This is a genomic window from Paenibacillus rigui (assembly GCF_002234615.1).
GTDB lineage: Bacteria > Bacillota > Bacilli > Paenibacillales > NBRC-103111 > Paenibacillus_S > Paenibacillus_S rigui.
Genome location: NZ_NMQW01000012.1, coordinates 97,195 through 115,050, shown reverse-complemented (window position 1 = coordinate 115,050; position 17,856 = coordinate 97,195). Strand labels below are relative to the sequence as shown.

16 protein-coding genes are annotated in these 17,856 nt (G+C 48.7%); 14 read left to right on the top strand and 2 right to left on the bottom strand.

The features are described from left to right. Positions 1 to 29 precede the first annotated feature (29 nt). The 11 genes from CF651_RS08085 to CF651_RS08035 all read left to right on the top strand — a co-directional run bounded on the left by CF651_RS08085 (position 30) and on the right by CF651_RS08035 (position 12,802). On the top strand, positions 30 to 311 hold the full coding sequence (locus CF651_RS08085) for a hypothetical protein (protein WP_094014346.1): 282 nt from the start codon (positions 30 to 32) through the stop codon (positions 309 to 311). Between the two features lie 376 nt (positions 312 to 687). Beyond that, positions 688 to 3,318 carry an alanine--tRNA ligase gene (gene alaS, locus CF651_RS08080; protein WP_094014345.1) on the top strand — a complete coding sequence of 877 codons (2,631 nt, stop codon included), beginning with the start codon at positions 688 to 690 and terminating at the stop codon, positions 3,316 to 3,318. 106 nt (positions 3,319 to 3,424) lie between these two features. After that, the gene (locus CF651_RS08075) at positions 3,425 to 3,688 is read left to right on the top strand and encodes an IreB family regulatory phosphoprotein (protein ID WP_094014344.1); all 264 of its coding nucleotides are present in this window, start codon (positions 3,425 to 3,427) and stop codon (positions 3,686 to 3,688) included. Positions 3,689 to 3,711: 23 nt separating this feature from the next. Next, positions 3,712 to 4,185 carry a Holliday junction resolvase RuvX gene (gene ruvX / locus CF651_RS08070; protein WP_245855775.1) on the top strand — a complete coding sequence of 158 codons (474 nt, stop codon included), beginning with the start codon at positions 3,712 to 3,714 and terminating at the stop codon, positions 4,183 to 4,185. Between the two features lie 5 nt (positions 4,186 to 4,190). Continuing rightward, on the top strand, positions 4,191 to 4,496 hold the full coding sequence (locus CF651_RS08065; protein WP_094014343.1) for a DUF1292 domain-containing protein: 306 nt from the start codon (positions 4,191 to 4,193) through the stop codon (positions 4,494 to 4,496). Between the two features lie 22 nt (positions 4,497 to 4,518). Then, positions 4,519 to 4,827, top strand: coding sequence for a DUF1292 domain-containing protein (locus CF651_RS08060; RefSeq protein ID WP_245855774.1), 309 nt, complete (start codon positions 4,519 to 4,521; stop codon positions 4,825 to 4,827). Positions 4,828 to 4,926: 99 nt separating this feature from the next. After that, positions 4,927 to 5,994, top strand: a complete 1,068-nt coding sequence (gene mltG / locus CF651_RS08055; RefSeq protein WP_094014341.1) for an endolytic transglycosylase MltG — start codon at positions 4,927 to 4,929, stop codon at positions 5,992 to 5,994. A gap of 31 nt (positions 5,995 to 6,025) precedes the next feature. Continuing rightward, entirely contained in the window at positions 6,026 to 6,955 is a 930-nt protein-coding gene (locus CF651_RS08050; RefSeq protein ID WP_094014340.1) for a peptidase U32 family protein, read from the top strand. Positions 6,956 to 6,994: 39 nt separating this feature from the next. Continuing rightward, the gene (locus tag CF651_RS08045; protein ID WP_094014339.1) at positions 6,995 to 8,278 is read left to right on the top strand and encodes a peptidase U32 family protein; all 1,284 of its coding nucleotides are present in this window, start codon (positions 6,995 to 6,997) and stop codon (positions 8,276 to 8,278) included. 506 nt (positions 8,279 to 8,784) lie between these two features. Beyond that, on the top strand, positions 8,785 to 10,851 hold the full coding sequence (locus CF651_RS08040; RefSeq protein WP_094014338.1) for a methyl-accepting chemotaxis protein: 2,067 nt from the start codon (positions 8,785 to 8,787) through the stop codon (positions 10,849 to 10,851). Between the two features lie 148 nt (positions 10,852 to 10,999). Then, positions 11,000 to 12,802: a peptidoglycan D,D-transpeptidase FtsI family protein gene (locus tag CF651_RS08035; protein WP_245855771.1), complete on the top strand. Its 1,803-nt coding sequence runs from the start codon at positions 11,000 to 11,002 to the stop codon at positions 12,800 to 12,802. On the opposite strand, the gene CF651_RS08030 is transcribed toward CF651_RS08035, so the two are convergent. Next, positions 12,793 to 14,082, bottom strand: coding sequence for an ATP-binding protein (locus CF651_RS08030; protein ID WP_094014336.1), 1,290 nt, complete (start codon positions 14,080 to 14,082; stop codon positions 12,793 to 12,795). The two genes, CF651_RS08035 and CF651_RS08030, sit on opposite strands and share 10 nt — an antisense overlap. 114 nt (positions 14,083 to 14,196) lie before the next feature. Beyond that, positions 14,197 to 15,252 carry a metallophosphoesterase family protein gene (locus tag CF651_RS08025; RefSeq protein WP_094014335.1) on the bottom strand — a complete coding sequence of 352 codons (1,056 nt, stop codon included), beginning with the start codon at positions 15,250 to 15,252 and terminating at the stop codon, positions 14,197 to 14,199. A 205-nt stretch (positions 15,253 to 15,457) separates the two neighbouring features. Between CF651_RS08025 and CF651_RS08020 the strand changes: the two genes are divergently transcribed. The 3 genes from CF651_RS08020 to CF651_RS08010 all read left to right on the top strand — a co-directional run bounded on the left by CF651_RS08020 (position 15,458) and on the right by CF651_RS08010 (position 17,788). Beyond that, positions 15,458 to 15,841, top strand: coding sequence for a DoxX family protein (locus CF651_RS08020; RefSeq protein WP_094014334.1), 384 nt, complete (start codon positions 15,458 to 15,460; stop codon positions 15,839 to 15,841). 190 nt (positions 15,842 to 16,031) lie between these two features. Further along, positions 16,032 to 17,249: a DUF2157 domain-containing protein gene (locus tag CF651_RS08015; protein WP_094014333.1), complete on the top strand. Its 1,218-nt coding sequence runs from the start codon at positions 16,032 to 16,034 to the stop codon at positions 17,247 to 17,249. Continuing rightward, entirely contained in the window at positions 17,249 to 17,788 is a 540-nt protein-coding gene (locus CF651_RS08010) for a GDYXXLXY domain-containing protein (RefSeq protein WP_094014332.1), read from the top strand. The genes CF651_RS08015 and CF651_RS08010 overlap by 1 nt, the downstream gene beginning before the upstream one ends. The last annotated feature ends 68 nt before the right edge of the window (positions 17,789 to 17,856 follow it).

Genomic DNA, 17,856 nt, shown 5'->3' with positions numbered 1-17,856 from the left:
TTTGGATAAGTAAGGAGGAAAGCAAGATCATGTTGACTTATGAATACGACCGTTCCCGCTTTACGATCACGGAATTGAAGCATGAGCATGACGTCGAAATCCGGGTTCACTGTCTTCAGCAGGAGGATTCGGTGCACCAAGCGTTCCATCGGATGAGGAAGCACTTTGACGGGAATGACGTCATAACCGATGTAATGCTCTATGTTCATCACAATGAAGAGTATCACTGGATCGTCCGTCATGATTTTTATACGGATTTTATTATAAATCTGTTTAAGCATCAGTTGGTCACCTCGGTGAGGTGGGACTAACCGTTGTTGACAGTGCATGTGTAAAACGTATATAATTTCCTATAACTAGCATCATACCTGTTAACACGTTGATGAAATCAAGTAAGCCATAGACCATGGATCCAGAGAAAAGATTCTAGTGCCGCACTTCAGGCGGCCCAGCTGAGAGAATCTTTGCATGAAGGATGGCTGAAGGCTCATTTCGGAGTGCGGAACAAATCCGCCGGATGGACTCGTTATAAGTCTGATAAGGAGATTGTGCAGCCTTTTGTTAGCTCTCAGGGCAGCGGCGGCACAGTAACCAGGGTGGTACCGCGATCCATTCGTCCCTGTTAGCAGGGGCGATTTTTTGCGTTTGACGAGCAAGTGTTGATTAATCGTAGGAGGAAGATAAACCATGAAAGCAAGTGAAATCCGTTCCAAATGGCTGGCTTTCTTCGCCAGCAAAGGACACAAAATCGAGCCAAGCGCGCCGCTCGTTCCCCACAACGATCCGTCGCTCTTATGGATTAATGCAGGGATGGCGCCGCTGAAGCCGTATTTCGACGGGCGCGTCGTTCCGGATAATCCGAGAATCGCGAATTCGCAGAAATGTATCCGCACCAACGATATCGAGAACGTAGGGAAGACGCGCCGTCACCATACCTTCTTCGAGATGCTGGGCAACTTCTCTATCGGTGATTACTTCAAAGAAGAAGTCATTACGTGGGCATGGGAATTTCTGACGAGCCCGGAATGGATCGGATTTGATCCGGAGAAATTGTCCGTTACCGTGTATCCTGAGGATACGGAAGCTTTTGAATACTGGAATAAAAAAATCGGCCTGCCTGAAGAGCGTATTTACAAGCTGCAGGACAACTTCTGGGATATCGGCGAAGGCCCTTGCGGACCATGTACTGAGATTTTCTACGATCGTGGCGAGGCCTACGGCGATCTGAATGATCCGGAATGCTGGCCAGGCGGAGAGAACGAACGCTTCCTGGAAGTATGGAACCTCGTGTTCTCGCAATTCAACCATAACAAGGATGGCAGCTACACGCCGCTTCCAAACAAAAATATTGATACAGGCGCCGGATTGGAGCGCTTTGCATCTATTTTGCAAAACGTAGATTCCAACTTCGATACCGACCTGTTCCAGCCTATTATCCAAAAAACATGCGAGCTTGCAGGTGTGAAGTATCACACCAACAACGAGCATGACGTTGCATTGAAGGTGATTGCGGACCATATTCGTACGGTAGCCTTCTCTGTCGGTGACGGTGTGCTTCCTTCAAATGAAGGACGCGGTTATGTTATCCGCCGTTTGCTGCGCCGTGCGGTGCGTTACGGTAAAGTGATCGGCATGGATAAGCCGTTCCTCTATTCCCTGACACCGATTGTCGGCGAGATTATGGGTGTGTACTATCCGGAAGTTGTAGAAAAACGCGAGTTTATCGAGAAAGTGATCCGTACGGAGGAGGAGCGCTTCCACGAAACGTTGTCTGACGGCTTGGCGATTTTGGCTGAGATGACCGAGCAAGCACGCAAGGCGGGACGCACGGAAATTAGCGGGCCTGACGCGTTCAAGCTTTACGATACGTATGGCTTCCCGTTTGACTTGACCGAGGACTTCGCAAGCGAGCAAGGCATGACAGTAGATCGGGAAGGGTTCGACCGCTCCATGCAGGAGCAGCGCGATCGTGCGAGGGCTGCGCGTCAAGACTCCGACAGTATGAAGGTGCAGGGCGGTCCGTTGGCGGATTTAACGGTTAAAAGCGAATTTGTTGGATATAATGATTTGGTAACAACTGCTAAAGTCGAGGCAATCGTTCACGAGAACCAGCTTGTGGATCTCGTAGGGGTTGGCGAAACGGTACAGGTTGTTCTCGATCGCACTCCTTTTTACGCGGAAAGCGGCGGTCAAGTGAGCGATCACGGCTATATTACGGCCGGAGACCTTCGTTTGAAGGTAGAGGATGTAAGCAAGGCTCCTCATGGTCAGCATGTGCATACCGCTGTTGTAGAATCGGGCGTCCTGCGGGTTGGCGAAACGGTTCAGGCTTCGGTTACCGAGGCGCTGCGTGAGGATACGATCAAGAACCACACCGCAACCCACCTGCTTCACAAAGCATTGAAAGAAGTGTTGGGTGAGCATGTTAACCAAGCAGGTTCGTTGGTTGCACCGGAGCGTCTTCGTTTCGACTTCTCCCACTTCGGAAGCATTAGCGCTGAGGAGCTTCAAGATATTGAGCAGCGTGTAAACCAGCAGATCTGGAAAAGCACGGAGCTGAACATTTCCCTGAAGCCGATTGCGGAAGCGAAGGCGATGGGTGCGATGGCGTTATTCGGCGAGAAATACGGCGATGTTGTCCGCGTCGTGCAGGTTGGCGGGTACAGCTTGGAGCTGTGCGGCGGCTGCCACGTACAAAATACGAGCCAAATCGGCCTGTTTAAAATCATCAGCGAATCGGGGATCGGCTCCGGTGTGCGCCGGATTGAGGCTGTGACCGGACGTAATGCTTATGAATACCTGGATCAACAGCTGCAGCTGCTCCGTGATGCTTCGGCTCTGCTGAAGGCGAACATTCAGGACGTGCCTAAGCGGATTGAGGGACTTTTCGGCCAATTGAAGGAGCTATCCCGAGAGAACGAATCGTTAAAAGCGAAGCTTGGCAAAATCGAAGCGGGTTCTTTGACGGATCAGCTGAAAGAGGTTGCCGGCGTGCCTGTATTGGCCGCACAGGTCAGCGCAGGCGATATGGAATCGCTCCGCGGCATCGTCGATCAAATGAAGGCAAAGCTCGGCTCTGCCGTGATCGTGCTGGGCGCTGTAACCGAGGACAAGGTGAATCTGGTCGCGGCGGTTACACCGGATCTTGTGGCTAAGGGCTATCATGCCGGCAAGCTGATCAAGGAAGCGGCAGCAGTTGTAGGCGGCAGCGGAGGCGGCCGTCCGGATATGGCTCAAGCAGGAGGCAAGGACGCTTCCAAATTGAAGGAAGCTTTGCAAACCGCAGAAAAATGGGTTACGGCACAAGTAACCGTTTAAAATATTTTAGTGTTGTCAACAGGAATTTTTAGACAGCTAGCGAATATAAGAAGGTATTGGTAATTGCTCCATGCTTTTCATTTATGTTTCTAAGGGGGTGCCCAAGATGAGTTCGATGGATAAAACGATGAAATTCAACGTAAAAGCGGAAGAAATCGAAACATCACCCAAGGAAGTCATGTTGGCGGTATACGACGCGCTTCAGGAGAAAGGGTACAATCCGATCAATCAGATCGTAGGCTACCTTTTATCAGGGGACCCGGCTTATATTCCCCGCCACAACAATGCAAGAAGTATGATCCGCAAAAGGGAACGCGATGAACTGATTGAAGAGCTTGTCCGTTCTTACTTGCAGCAGCATAAATCTTAGGTGAAGCAGGACAGGCGGGCGGAATGGCTGATTACAGACGGTTCAAGCCTGCCTGTACTTTAGAGGTTAAACGAACTATGGATCGTCTAATGGGTTTGGATTATGGGGATAAGACTATCGGCATCGCAGTGAGTGATGAATTGGGATGGACGGCTCAGAGTGTTGAGGTCATCCGTCGTTCAACACAGGAGCGTGACCTCAACAGGCTACGCGAGCTGATATCCCAGTACGATGTCAAAGAGCTGGTTGTCGGATTGCCCAAGAACATGAATAACACGATTGGGCCGCGTGGAGAAATTTGTATCGCATTTGCCCAATCCCTGCATGAAATACTACAAATGCCCGTACACTTATGGGATGAGCGGCTGACGACGGTTTCCGCCCAGCGGACTCTCATTGAGGCCGATGTAAGCCGCAAGAAACGCAAGCAGGTTATTGATAAAATGGCGGCTGCGCTTATTTTGCAAAATTATATGGATTCCAAAACGAAGAGGTGATTGTCATGTCCAAAGAGGAGCAGCTTCAAGAAGAACCGGAAATTATTTTTATCCCGGACGAGGAAGGCAACGAAGAAGAGTTTGAAGTCATCATGAAGTTTGAAGTGGATGGTTCCGACAAGAAATACATGATGGTTGTCCCTGTGGATGCCGAAGAGGAGTCCGATGAGGTATACGCTTTCCGTTATGAAGAAGACGGAGATGATCTTCAATTGTATACGATTGAAGACGAAGAAGAATGGAGCGTTGTGGAAGAAACCTTCAATACCTTGATGGATGAATTTACCGAGGATGAAGAAGAATCCCGATAATCCGGTTCAGGAGGCAGGTTCTTTGTACGAATTAAAAGACATGAAACCGACGAATCAGTTGCGCGAAGCATACGGAGATGATATTATTTTGTATGATGACCGTGAACAATCCGTTGTTTACAAGCTTCTCGCAGAGTTCCAGCTCGGTGACCAAGGCTATGCGGTACTGCAGCAGGAGCGGGCCAAGAAGGACGATGAGCCGGAGATTTATCGGGTCACGCCAGGCGAGGCTGGAGAGCTTGAACTGGAAACGATAGATGATGATGACGAATGGGAGAACGTTTCAGAGCTGTATGATGAAATGACTTTCCCGCAAGACGATGTGTTGTAGACTACAACTTGTTTTGTAACGGAAGCGAGCGGAGATCATCCGCTCTTTTTCGTTGTTTATAGAGCAATCTGGATTCAGCTGTAGTCGGAAGGAGAGCTTGTGGAGGGTAGGAAACGATTGACGGTAACCAAACGAATCGTGCTTGCGATTGTAATTCTTATCCTAATTTGCTTGGGCGGCGCCGGTTGGCTTATCGGCCGGGCTATGCAGCCCACGCCTTCTTCATCCGAGTCCGAACGGGTTACGATAGCCCCTGGTACCGGACCGGTGAAGATTGCAGGTGCGCTGGAGCAGTCGGGCATTATTCGTAATGCACAGGTGTTTACGTACTACCTGAAATACAAGGAGCAGGGAAGCAAGTTTCAAGCCGGGGAGTATGAAATGCATCCCGGTATGACATATGCTGAAATCATAGATATGCTTAATAAAGGACTGGTAGTCAAAGAACAAGGAACGAAGCTTACCGTGCCCGAAGGGTTTACCGTCCGGCAAACGGCTGACAAGATTCAGCAGCAGTTTGGCATTGATTCAGCATCGCTGCTTCAAGCAGCGCAGCAGTATACGGAGTTTACGGCCAAATCGTTTGCCCAAATTCCGAAGCAGCCTCAATTGAAAAACAGGCTCGAAGGCTATCTTTTTCCCGAGACTTATGAATGGGCCAAAGATACGAAGCCGGAGGAAATGCTGGACCGGATGATGCTGGAGTTGGACAAGAAGCTTGAATCGCTTCCTGAGCATTGGGAGCAGTCGCTGGCCTCCAAAGGTCTCACCTTCCATCAGATGATGACGGTGGCCTCCCTGATCGAGAGGGAAGTGGCTGTCGAGGAAGAACGTCCTCTGGTTGCGGGCGTCATTTATAACCGATTGAAAAAAGGGATGCCGCTGCAAATCGATGCAACCGTCCAATATTTGTTCGATAAACCGAAGGACAGGTTGTTCGAGAAGGATTTGCAGCTGGAAAGCCCATATAATACGTATTTACATTCCGGATTGCCTCCGGGTCCCATAGCCAGCCCGAGCTTGGCTTCGATTCAAGCGGCTATTTTTCCGGAAGAGACGAAGTATTTATTCTACGTCACCAAAAAGGACGGCAGCAAAGGACATTTGTTTGCCGAAACTTATGAACAGCATCAGCAAAATATAGCGGCTAGCAAAAAAAATCCATGATTGGGCTGCATGTAGAAGGGAAGAGCACAGGATGAACAAACCGGAGCTGTATATTACAGCAGGTTCAACGGAGGAAATCCGTAAATATATTGAGGCGGGTGCGGATGCCGTTGCAGTGGGGGAGCACCGTTTCGGGATGCGTCTGCCAGGTGAGGTCACACTAAAGGAGCTGGAGGAGTCGATACCTTGGGCTCATGAGCGCGGCGCCAAAGTGTATGTAGTCGTGAACAAAATTATGGACAATGAGCTGCTCCCTCAGCTTCCGGATTATTTACGGCGTGTACAGGAGCTGAAGGCGGATGCCGTCATTTTCGGTGATCCCGCAGTGCTTATTTCAATACGGCAAGCGGCTCCCGGGATGCAGCTGCACTGGAATGCGGAGATGACGTCCACGAACTATGAAACGGCTTCTTATTGGGGCTCCAAAGGGGCGACGCGCGTTATTTTGGCCCGTGAGCTGAACCTGGAAGAGACGCTCGAGATTAAGAGCAAGCTGACCTCGATGGAGGTTCAGGTACAGGTACATGGGATTACGAACATCTACCATTCCAAGCGCAGCCTGGTGACCAACTATCAGGCGCATCAAGGACGCGGAGAGCAGACGCTGAAGGGGATCGATGACGGTTTATTCCTGATCGAACAAGAACGTAAGGATGAACGCTATCCTCTGTATGAAGATGTGAATGGAACCCACATTATGAGCTCGGATGATATTTGTATGCTTGAAAATTTGCATGAGCTGATGGAGGGGCATATCGACAGCTTCCGGATCGAGAGCCTGCTGAAGCCGACAGATTATAACGAGACGGTCCTGAGAAGCTATCGTCAAGCTATCGATGCTTATTGTGCCGACCCGGAGCATTATGAGTTTCAAGAGGCTTGGCTCGATGCCATTCGTGAAAAACAAGATCCGCGGCGTGAGCTGACATTCGGATTTTTCTTTAAAGAGCAAGTGTATTAATGAAGAATAAAAAAAAGTAAGGGGTGGAAACTTGTGACTATGATGCAGCATGATTTACTGGGGAAACGCGTTCGGCTGGAAAAGCCGGAGCTGCTCGCTCCCGCGGGGAGTCTGGAGAAATTGAAATTTGCCGTCCACTACGGCGCCGATGCGGTATATATCGGGGGACAGCAATACGGACTTCGTTCGAATGCAGATAATTTCACATTCGAAGAAATGCGCGAAGGCGTCGAGTTCGCCGCACGCTATGGGGCGAAGGTGTTCGTTGCAACGAACATTTATGCGCATAATGAGGATATTGCCGGTCTGGAGGATTACTTGCGCGGCATTGAAGCCACGGGAGTCGCTGCGATTATCGTTGCGGATCCGGTAATTATCGAAACCTGTAAACGGGTGGCTCCGAAGCTTGAAATTCATTTGAGCACACAGCAATCCACTATGAACTGGCAGGCGGTCCAGTTTTGGAAGGAAGAGGGCGTAGACCGGGTCGTATTGGCTCGCGAAGCAAGCATGCAGGAAATCGTAGACATCAAGACGAATGTTGATATGGAAATTGAAGTATTCGTCCACGGAGCTATGTGCAGCTCATGGTCCGGACGCTGCGTGCTGTCGAACCATTTTACCGACCGCGATTCGAATCGTGGAGGCTGCTCACAGTCATGCCGCTGGAAATACGATTTGTTTACTACCGAGGAAGAGCATGCAGGCGGCCAAATCGGCATCAAGGAGCTTCCGTTATTCAGCGAAAATGACGATGCCTTCTCTATGAGCTCCAAGGATCTTTGTATGATCGAGCATCTTCCGGAATTGATCCGTTCGGGTGTGGACAGCTTTAAAATTGAAGGACGCATGAAAAGCGTTCACTATGTTGCGACAGTGGTTAACGCCTACCGCCAGGCCATTGATGCTTATTTTGCTGATCCTGTCAACTATGAGCTAAAGCCAGAGTGGCTGTATGAAGTGCAAAAAGCGGCCAACCGGCCTCTGAATACGGGCTTCTTCTATGAAGCGCCGGACCATGAGGATCATATTTTCGAGCCGGAGGATAAAGCGGCTCCTTATGATTTCGTTGGTGTCGTGCTGGAGTATGATGAGGCGACAGGCATCGCGACAATTCAGCAGCGGAATCATTTTAAACCGGGTCAGGAGATTGAATTTTTTGGTCCGCAGGGGACGTTCTTTAAGCAGAAGGTTTCGGAAATTCACGATGAAGCGGGAGTTCAGCTCGATGCTGCACGCCACCCTTTGCAACGCATCCGCATGAAGGTCGAACAGCCTGTGAAGCCGTACGACATGATGCGCAAAAAGATGGGCAAAGTTTAATAAATTCGCAATAGCCTCCTCCGGGAGGCTTTTTTTTATCACCAGAATGAGGTCATCGGATGTGTGAAAATTGTATTGATGACAAAACCAAACGCTGAATGCGGTCGCTCATCTTCGAGGCTTCGGTAGAGGCATTCTCATTGGACAAAAGGGGGAGGTGCCGGGGCAAAGCGGCTGCCTGGGACATTTGGCCCATGGACAAAATTGGAAAAAAAGTCTAATATCCTACGTGTCGAAAAAGAAAATGTTGCCTGTTTTTTTGTGGGAGAAACATAAGGCGATGGCACTATATTTTCACAATGAAAGCGATTTATCAAAAGGAATTGGGAGAATCGTGTCGAATAGTACTAGAGCTAGAAGAATCATCTTTGATGCAAAGATACTAATATCAGATTAGGGTGGTGATTCCTTTGAAAGGAATACTGTCTATACTTCAAGAATGGACAGCAAAAGCAGGTCAATGGTTTTCTAGCAAGAAACAAGCATCTGGCAAAGGGGCGGGACTCATGGGCGCATTGGGCAGTCCTGGAGAAGGTTTCAAGCTGGAAAATCCGATCAAGTCCGTAGGGATGAAGTTATTCCTTATTTTCCTTGTCAGTATTTTGTTCTTCGTCCTGACGGTTGGTTTCACATCTTATGGCATTTCCAAAGGTGTCATTCAGAAAAAAGTAGGCGACGCCTCCGAGCAAACGATTACTCAGGCAGGTCAGAAGCTGGATTTGCTGTATGCGGTGTATGAGGATTTGTCCATGCAGATTTTGCTGGATGAAGATATGAAGCGAATGCTGGCGGATATTGAGACGATGAACAAAGGAAGCTATGATTATCTGCAGCTTCGTCAAAAAATCGGGGATAAGCTGAATGTTTACTCTTATTCGAATAAAACGATCAAAGCCCTACATATGATTAATGCAAAAGGCGAACCGATCAGTTCGTCAGGCAATGCACTTGGCAAGGAAAGTGTAACGCAAGAAGACTGGTACAAGTCGATTGTAGAGAACAACGGCCGTGCCACATGGCTCGAGACCAGAGCTAAAGGATTCTCGGATGGACAAGGCAGCGGTGTTGCTACCTTTGGCTTGGGGCGGCTGCTGAAGAATACATCCACGAACACGCAGCAAGCAATATTATTAGTCGAGATCAGTGTGGATGCGGTTTCCAAGGAATTGTCCGATATTAATATGGGTGAAGGCGGACAAACCATGATTCTTTCTCAGGACTTGAAGGTGGTTTATGCCAAGGATGCCCAAACTATCGGACAGAAAACGGCAGTTCCTATTACAAAGGACGGCCTTGTCGAGGATAGCAAAAGTACGTTGAGTTCAGATAATGCATTACAGCTGGTTTATTTCAAATCAGCCAAAACAGGCTGGTTCTTATTGGGCGCGATGCCGATAGCCGAACTTGTAAAAGACGCTAAAATTATTTCTAACATCACTTGGGTTATGGCAGGGATTGCCGCTTTAATCGCGGTTGTCATCGGGATTATTGTAGCTCGCATGATCGGCACACCGGTTATTAAGCTCCGCAACCTGATGAAAGAAGGCGAGCAAGGTAACCTGACTGTACGGATGAACGTGACGTCTCAGGACGAAATTGGACAGCTGGGTCAAAGCTTTAACCAAATGATGGAGAAAATAACGGCACTTGTTCAGCAAACGAATCGGTCCGCCCAAGAAGTACTTGAGACGGCCGGAGAGTTGACGGATGCATCGAAGAAAACTGCGATCTCGGCTAAAGAAATTGCAGTGGCAACCGAGGAAATTGCCGGTGGCGCATCGAGTCTGGCAGTTGAATCGGAACGCGGGAATGAATTGACACATAACATCGGCATGCAGATGAAATCGGTTATTGACTCCAATGTCGTCATGGGGACCGCTGCTTCGGACGTACAAAAGTCCAGTGAGCAAGGGATCGAGTACATGGCGGAATTGATAGATAAGACGAATGCCACCGAAGCGATGACTCGCGATATGGTGGAGAAGGTCGATAAGCTGAAAGAAAGCACGCGATCCATTCGTAAAATTTTGGATGTTCTCAACAACATTTCGAAGCAAACGAACATCCTGTCGTTGAATGCGACGATTGAAGCCGCTCGTGCTGGAGCAGCCGGTAAAGGCTTTATGGTTGTGGCCGATGAAATCCGCAAGCTGGCAGATCAATCCCGTCAATCGATTGAAATTGTAGCCAAATTTACAGAAACAATTCAAAAGGAAATTGATGAGACGGTGTCCGTTCTGTCCAACGCCTATCCGATTTTCCAGGAACAAATCGTATCGGTAAAAGAAGCGGATATGATCTTTAAGGAAGTTCAGTCCCACATGGGCGGCTTTATCGGCAGATTGTCGGAAGTGACTGAATCGATCAGCAATCTGAATGAATCGCAAATGGTGCTTTCAGATGCGATGTCTAATGTGAGTGCAGTAGCCGAGGAATCGTCTGCTACCTCACAGGAAGTAGCTTCCTTAAGTGCAGAGCAATTGAACATCAGCTCGGGGCTGGTTCGATTGTCCGATAAGCTGGAACAGTTGTCCAACTCACTGCAAGAGTCTCTTTCCAAGTTCGAAGTGTAATCACAAAGCTTATTATATGTTTCGAAGCGAAGAATCTATTTCGTGGTGTAGATACACTATGAAATGGATTCTTTTTTGTTGTTTGAGGAATAGGACGGACGAGCATAATGGTACTAATCGGCAGCTTGGCAAAAGGAGAGACTCTGATTTGAGAAAGCATCGTCTTTTTTACATATTGCTTGCTATGATTGCTTGTCTAGTCGTTCTGAACGGAAGGCTGTTCTGGATTCAAGTGGCAGCGAGCCGCAATTGGTCCGAGCACGGCGTGGATCTTGTCGAAAACTCCGTCATTCAGCGGGAGAAGGGAATTGTTCTGGACAGCGGCAGAGGGGATTTCTATGATAGCCATGGAGTGGCACTTACCGGAAAGGAGCTTCAGGTATTGACCGTATTTCCTTTTCCGAACAGTGAAAATTCAAAAAATCATTTCCCGGAAAATAATGCACACGCTTCGGAACGAATTGCGGCAATCTTACATCGTTCGGAGCAGGAGTGGGTTCGATTCGCAGCTTCGCTGAAATCGCCAGAAGTATGGAAAGAGTCGGGAAAGCCGGTAGAGCTCAATGAGCAGCAAATTGCTCAAATCCGTGAGCTGAACCTGCCGCAGCTTGCCGTAACGAAGCTGAAGCAGCGCTATGGAGAGAGTCAGCTTGCAAGTCACGTAATCGGCTACATCGGACAAAATCCGGAGAGAATAACTCGGCAATTCACGGATCAATTTCATCGAGGGGAGCTGCAGCTGACTAGTAAAATCGGCGGAGCCGGATTGGAAAAGGCATTTGAGCCTTGGCTTCAAGGGATTGGTGCTACTACGCTTTCGTTGTTTACCGATGCAGCCAAGAAACCGTTATCCGGCTTAGATGCCAGAACGGTTGCGCCTAACAATGCCTACTATCCGTTAAAGTTCATCACGACCCTTGATGCTTCAATTCAAAAGCGTGTGGAGCAGGCTATGCGGAAGCTGCAAATCGAGGAAGGGGCAGCCGTTGTATTGGATGCAACCAATGCAGATGTGCTTGCAATGGCAAGCCAGCCGGGCTTTAATCCCGAGCATATTGATCTGGCGAACGGGACATGGACCAATAAAGCGTTAAAGGCAATGGCTCCGGGCTCCATTTTCAAAACGGTAACCGCGGCAGCAGCGCTGGATGAACATGCAGCTCGCGCTGGGGAGAAATTTCATTGTGACGGCGAGTATGGAAAATATGGTTTAACATGCTGGAACAAAGAAGGGCATGGCACCCTCACCCTTGAAGAAGGCTATGCCCAATCGTGCAATATCGTATTTGCTACGATTGCTGAAAGGCTCGGCGGGGTACAGCTGGAGGACTATGCCGCCCGTCTTGGTCTGGGAGTAAATGTCGGTTGGACGGGAGATTTCATGCAGCTTCGTGATTTTCAGGAGTGGGACAGTGAGGAGAAAGGACAAGTGTTTGCAGCAGGCACTCGCAAAGAGGATGGCGGCGTGAAGGCTCAATCCTCCATCGGCCAGAGGGATGTGCAGGTGACTCCGCTGCAGGCTGCTAATCTGGTGGTTACACTATTGAATCAGGGAGATGTTAAAGCACCGCGTATTGTGAAAGAAGTGAGGTATCAGAACGGGAGGCTTCTCGAGGCATTGAAACCAAAGGAAGTGGGCGGATTACCCGGTCGCATCTCAGCGGGAACCGCTAAGCGGCTGCTATCCTGGATGGAGGACGTTGTCGATCACGGTACAGGCAAAGCTCTCCAGCAAACGAAGTGGGCGGTTGCCGGTAAGTCAGGGACTGCCCAAGTCACTGACGCACACGGCAATAAGTTGGTTAACCAGTGGTTTATCGGCTATGGCCCGGTACCGAAACCGCGTTACGCTGTTGCGGTTCTGGTGCAGAATGTCCCGGAATCGGACAAAAATAAATCCATCCCTCTTTTCCGCGAGGTGATGGATAGTATTGCCGCTCATCAATGGTAAGATTTTATATGGAGAGAAGGGATCAACAAGGAGAAGCAGGTCCCTTTGCCGACTTCACTGGTGACGTCGATCTTCCCCTGTATCATCTGGATGACCCGATAGGTAACCATCATACCCAAGCCTGTCCCTTTGTCCCGCGTGGAGTAAAAAGGTGTTCCCAGCCTGCGGATCTCTTCCGGTGTCATACCGACGCCATGATCGATGATATCGATGCAGACGCTGTGGTTTTGGACCGTGCCGATCACTTGGAGCTTCCCTCCGTTGGGCATGGCCTCAATGCCATTTTTACAAAGATGCATCATGCATTGGGCAAATTTGTCGCGGTTTGCACTAATATACAGCTTATCGTCGAGCTTGGCTTCCACGTCCACATGACAAAGCTTGGCATAGGGCTCAATGGAGTGCAAGGCTTCCAGTATTAAAGGTTTGGCATCGAGGAGTTCAATGGCTTCCAGTTGGGGCTTCGCAAAGGTCAAATAATCATTAACAATGGTTTGAGCTTTATCGATTTCCTCTACGACCATACTCGTATAAATTTGGCGCTTTTCCTCCGAAATTCCCGGCTGCTTAAGTATTTGCATAAATCCTCTGGCTACCGTCATCGGATTTCGGATCTCGTGCGCGAATGAGGCGGCTAATCCGCTCAGCACATTGATTTTCTCTGTATCTTGCGATTGCTGGCGGAGCAGCATGTTTTCTTTGATTTGCTCAATAATGCGGATGATAATGCCAAGGGTGACTCCTTGAAGCAAGCTGAAGACAGTATAATATACGAGATAAAGCGGCAGCAGAGTGGCATTAACCCACACTTGTAAGCAGTAAGTCAGGATCGAAGTCACGATACCCAGTAGAAAGCCTAATAAAGCGGCGTTCATGACATTTTTTCTGCGGTTGTCCAGCATAACCAATAGTCTACAGCACAGGACCAGGACGACAGAGAGAAGGCATGACAGCAGGTTGCCGTAGAGGACGACATCGTTACTGCCGTAATAAATCAGGTAGGCAATAATCGAGCCGACAACGATGAGTGATGGCCTCCAGCTTATGTTCAGTAAACATATCGCCAATGGAATCATGCGAAAATCAAACTGCAGCCCTTCCGTTAATCTCATGGGATGGGACATGCAAAACAATGCTGACAGCGCACAGATCGAGGCGAAAATAGTTTGTGTCAGCAATGATTCAATCTTTTGCTGCCGGTCCATCCAAAAAATTTGGAAAAGGGTAATGGCGGAAATAATAATAAGCATGTTGAGCAGCAGTTGATTAATAAAATTCATGGAATCACCTTAGAGACAAATTTAAGTTTGTTATGGGATCATGTTTATACATTCGACAAATTCTTCTATTTTCCTCTACTTCACTTCCTCTAAGGTGAAGTCTTTTTTTACAGTCTAGGTTACAGGAATAGCCCACTGAGCGGAATCAATCCATGTCCGGTTGCTGAATTCTCGGCCGCGGAGCACGACTTCATGCGGAAACACCTGAATAAACAGCCCTTGTGCCGCACTGTTCGTTTGGCCGGGTAAGATGCTGCGTGTTCTGCCGACAGAGGCGTTGTTGAACCAATGAAATGTATTTTGCTGATTATAATGATTTTCGCCTACAAAGTTCCGGTGCGTGTGGCCTGACAGGACGAACACGTTCCGGTATGGAGCCAATATCTCTCGAAATGCATTCGCACGAATCAATTGATGTGTACGCCCATCACTACCCGGCTCAGGCAGCGGCTGGTGGATAAAAACAAACGCAGGCTTGCCGTCCTCATGAGCCTTCATCGTCTCCCGCAGCCACGCAAGCTGCTCATCCGAATACCAGGCGCCTTCGCCAACCTCTGGTTTTTCCTCCGCATAAGATTCCTGAGACACCATAATCAGATGAACTCCGTTCAGCCACACATCTGTATAGGGCTGGTCCGAATAGCCAATAAACTTCATGAACCGTTCACGGGACATGGCGTCGGTCTTCCCATTGGGCATTGTTTCTGTGGAAAAGGCGCCTTTGCCGTTTAACCAAATATCGTAATAGTCATGATTTCCCATATTGGCATAAAGAGGCGGAAGCTGATATTGGTCTAATATGCTTTGCAGCAGCTTGTAGTCGCTCTCCCTGCCGAAATCGGTTAAATCGCCCCCAAGAATGATCGTATCGAGCTGGGTTTCCCATTCGCTTAGGTCCTTCAGCGCCAAATGAAGCTTATCCGTCATGGAGGACTCACCCACAGAAATGTGCAGATCACTTAATAAGAATAGGGTTAACAAAGGCGGTTTGGGCAAGGAAGCTTCGTCTTGAATTCCCGGTTCGGCAATTTCGACATTATTCGATTCGGGCTTTTCGGGCTCGGCTTCCACATTCCAGCGGCGCACCAGGGGGATCGAAGCAGCGGTGCCTAGGGTTAGCAATCCAAGGGAATAAAGCATTTTTTTAATAAAATGTCTGCGTGACATCATGGTCAAATCACCTAATTTCAGGAATACTTTCTTACGTCTAAGTATACCTAGGAACAGGCGCGGCATAAAGAGAGATGTTAGAGGGACAAGAGCTATTTTCGTTTTGTGAACATTTTGCGAAATAAGTATTGACACAGAGCATGTACTACATGTAATATACTTATATAAAGTAAGTAAATAAATAATATCAAGGGAGTTGTTTGGGATGAGTTTAGGACTACTTATCATTCGATTGATTGTGGGGCTGTTATTTGTAGGACATGGGGCGCAGAAGCTGTTCGGTTGGTTCGGGGGCCACGGTCTGAAAGGAACCGGTGGCTGGTTTGATTCGATCGGGTTGAAGCCTGGTGTATTTGTGGCCTTATTGGCAGGTTTGGCGGAGCTGGTCGGGGGCTTGCTGTTTGCCGCTGGCGTCTGGACACCGGTCGGAGGCATCCTTATTGCCCTTACAATGCTCGGAGCGATTGTGACCGTACATGGGAAGAATGGACTTTGGGTAACCTCGAACGGGATTGAATATAATCTGGTCCTGATTGCTGTTGCGGTGGGGGTAGCTTTAATCGGTCCTGGTGCCTATGTTCTGTTCTAATAAATAACTGAATCAAGAGCTTTCAGCGAACAGGCTGGAAGCTTTTTTGTTTCCTATACAATGTCGGTGAGCCGACTATTGTGGATAGACAAAGGCTTACTTACAGGTACTAGAGAAAGATAGTACTTCTTTTTCTATGCAGGAAGGATATACTGGAGACAAAGGCAGTGCAAGAAAAGGGGGCATCCGCATGAGTCGGAAATGGGTCGAAAAAGAAGGGCCTCGTTGGGTGGAAAAAGAGATTATTACCCGTGAACAATATGAACAAATTGTTGGATTGTATGATGACGGAAAACATGCGATCGGCATCCTTCCGCTGTTGGGCAGTGTGCTGCTGGGCCTTGGTATTCTCAGCTTTGTTGCAGCTAACTGGCAGGATATCCCACAGCTGCTGCGGTTGTCGATGATTATTGTGATAATGACAGCCTTTTACACCGGGGGAGAGTGGTTTCTCCGTAAAGGCCAAGACAAGCTGGGTATCGCTCTTACCGCACTAGGACTGGTCTCCTTCGGCGGCGGGATTGTGCTGGTAGGCCAAATGTTTCATTTGGTTGCCTATGATATTACCTCATTTACGGTATGGGGGTTGGCAGGGACCTTACTGACCTATATGTACCGAAGCCGTTTTCTATACCTCATCAGCCTGCTCATTTTTACTGTTGCCCAATGGTATAGTACAGAGCAATTTCATCAGTATAGCTATGCAGCTTTGGCCATTATGGCCATAGGGCTTGGATACTTCACCTGGCAGCGTCAAAATACGTTGTTGACCTGGTGCTTCAGTCTAAGCTTCGTGCTGCAGTGTATGATGCTGATCGTGGACAAAGATTGGGCCTTCCTTTGGTTCTTCATTCCGGTTATGGCTCTGTATACAGCCGGAGATTGGATAAAGGACCGCAGTACCGGTTATGCTTTGCAGACGGTTCCGTTAATAGCCGCATATATATTCGCTATCGTGATGGTGTTGATGTGGGACGAAAGAACCTCTTCCCTTGACAAGCTGCTGGCCATGCCTGCCGCCTATATTGGAGGTCTCGTGCTTTTATTGGCTGTATCGGTTGCAGGAAAGCTGAAGCAGCAGCGCGGCTCTAGTGCATTTGAGTGGATTTTACTCGCGCCGTTCGTTTATTTGTCAGCCGGAATTGAAGTGCTGTACCTGTTGGCCTTGTTTTTCTTTTCCTTCTATGTGCTGTGGAGAGGATATATCGAGCAATGGCGCTTTAAGATCAACTTCGGCACGCTGCTCTTCATATGCAGTACGATGGTTGCGTATGGGAAGCTGACGTGGGATTTCATGGATAAATCATTATTTTTCATTCTGGGCGGTCTGCTCTTGCTGACGCTTAGCTGGTTCCTGAATCGACGTAAGAAACAGATTCTTGCTGATGCAAAGGGAGGAGAACATTGATGAGCGGAAAAGACAATAGCAGTCCTCGTCGTAAAGCTCGGCTCGTCTTTCTTGTCCTGCTGCAAGTATTATTTCTGTGCGGTGTCGCGGGTTCCTATTATGCAGTAGGATGGTTCGGTCAAGAGATCAGAATCAAGACGGCCCCTGTCGATCCGAGAGATTTGCTATATGGCGATTATGTGACGCTGAGCTATGAGATCAGCCAGCTGAGACCGGAGCTGTGGAAAGAAGCTGGGCCTGTTCCGGACCGGGGCCGTCAAGTGTTTGTGCTTTTGAAACCGGACAGCGGCAGCAAGCCGGTATATGAAGCGGTCGGAGTATTTGCCTCCAAGCCTTCCGTACAGCAGGGTGAGGTTGTTCTTAAAGGACAGGTGGTCAGCAGCTGGAAGCAAGAAATCCGGGTCAAATATGGCCTTGAAAAATATTACGTTCCGGAAGGAACAGGGAAAGAACTGGAAAAGGAGGCCGGCCATATGGTGGTCCGGGCCAAAGTGGCTTCGTGGGGACAAACAAAAATCGAAGCGCTGGAACCATTTTAAACCCAGATAGGAGATAGTGAAAAAGACGGGCTGTGCCCCCTGAAGCAGGTTCTGTTCGACTTAAGGAA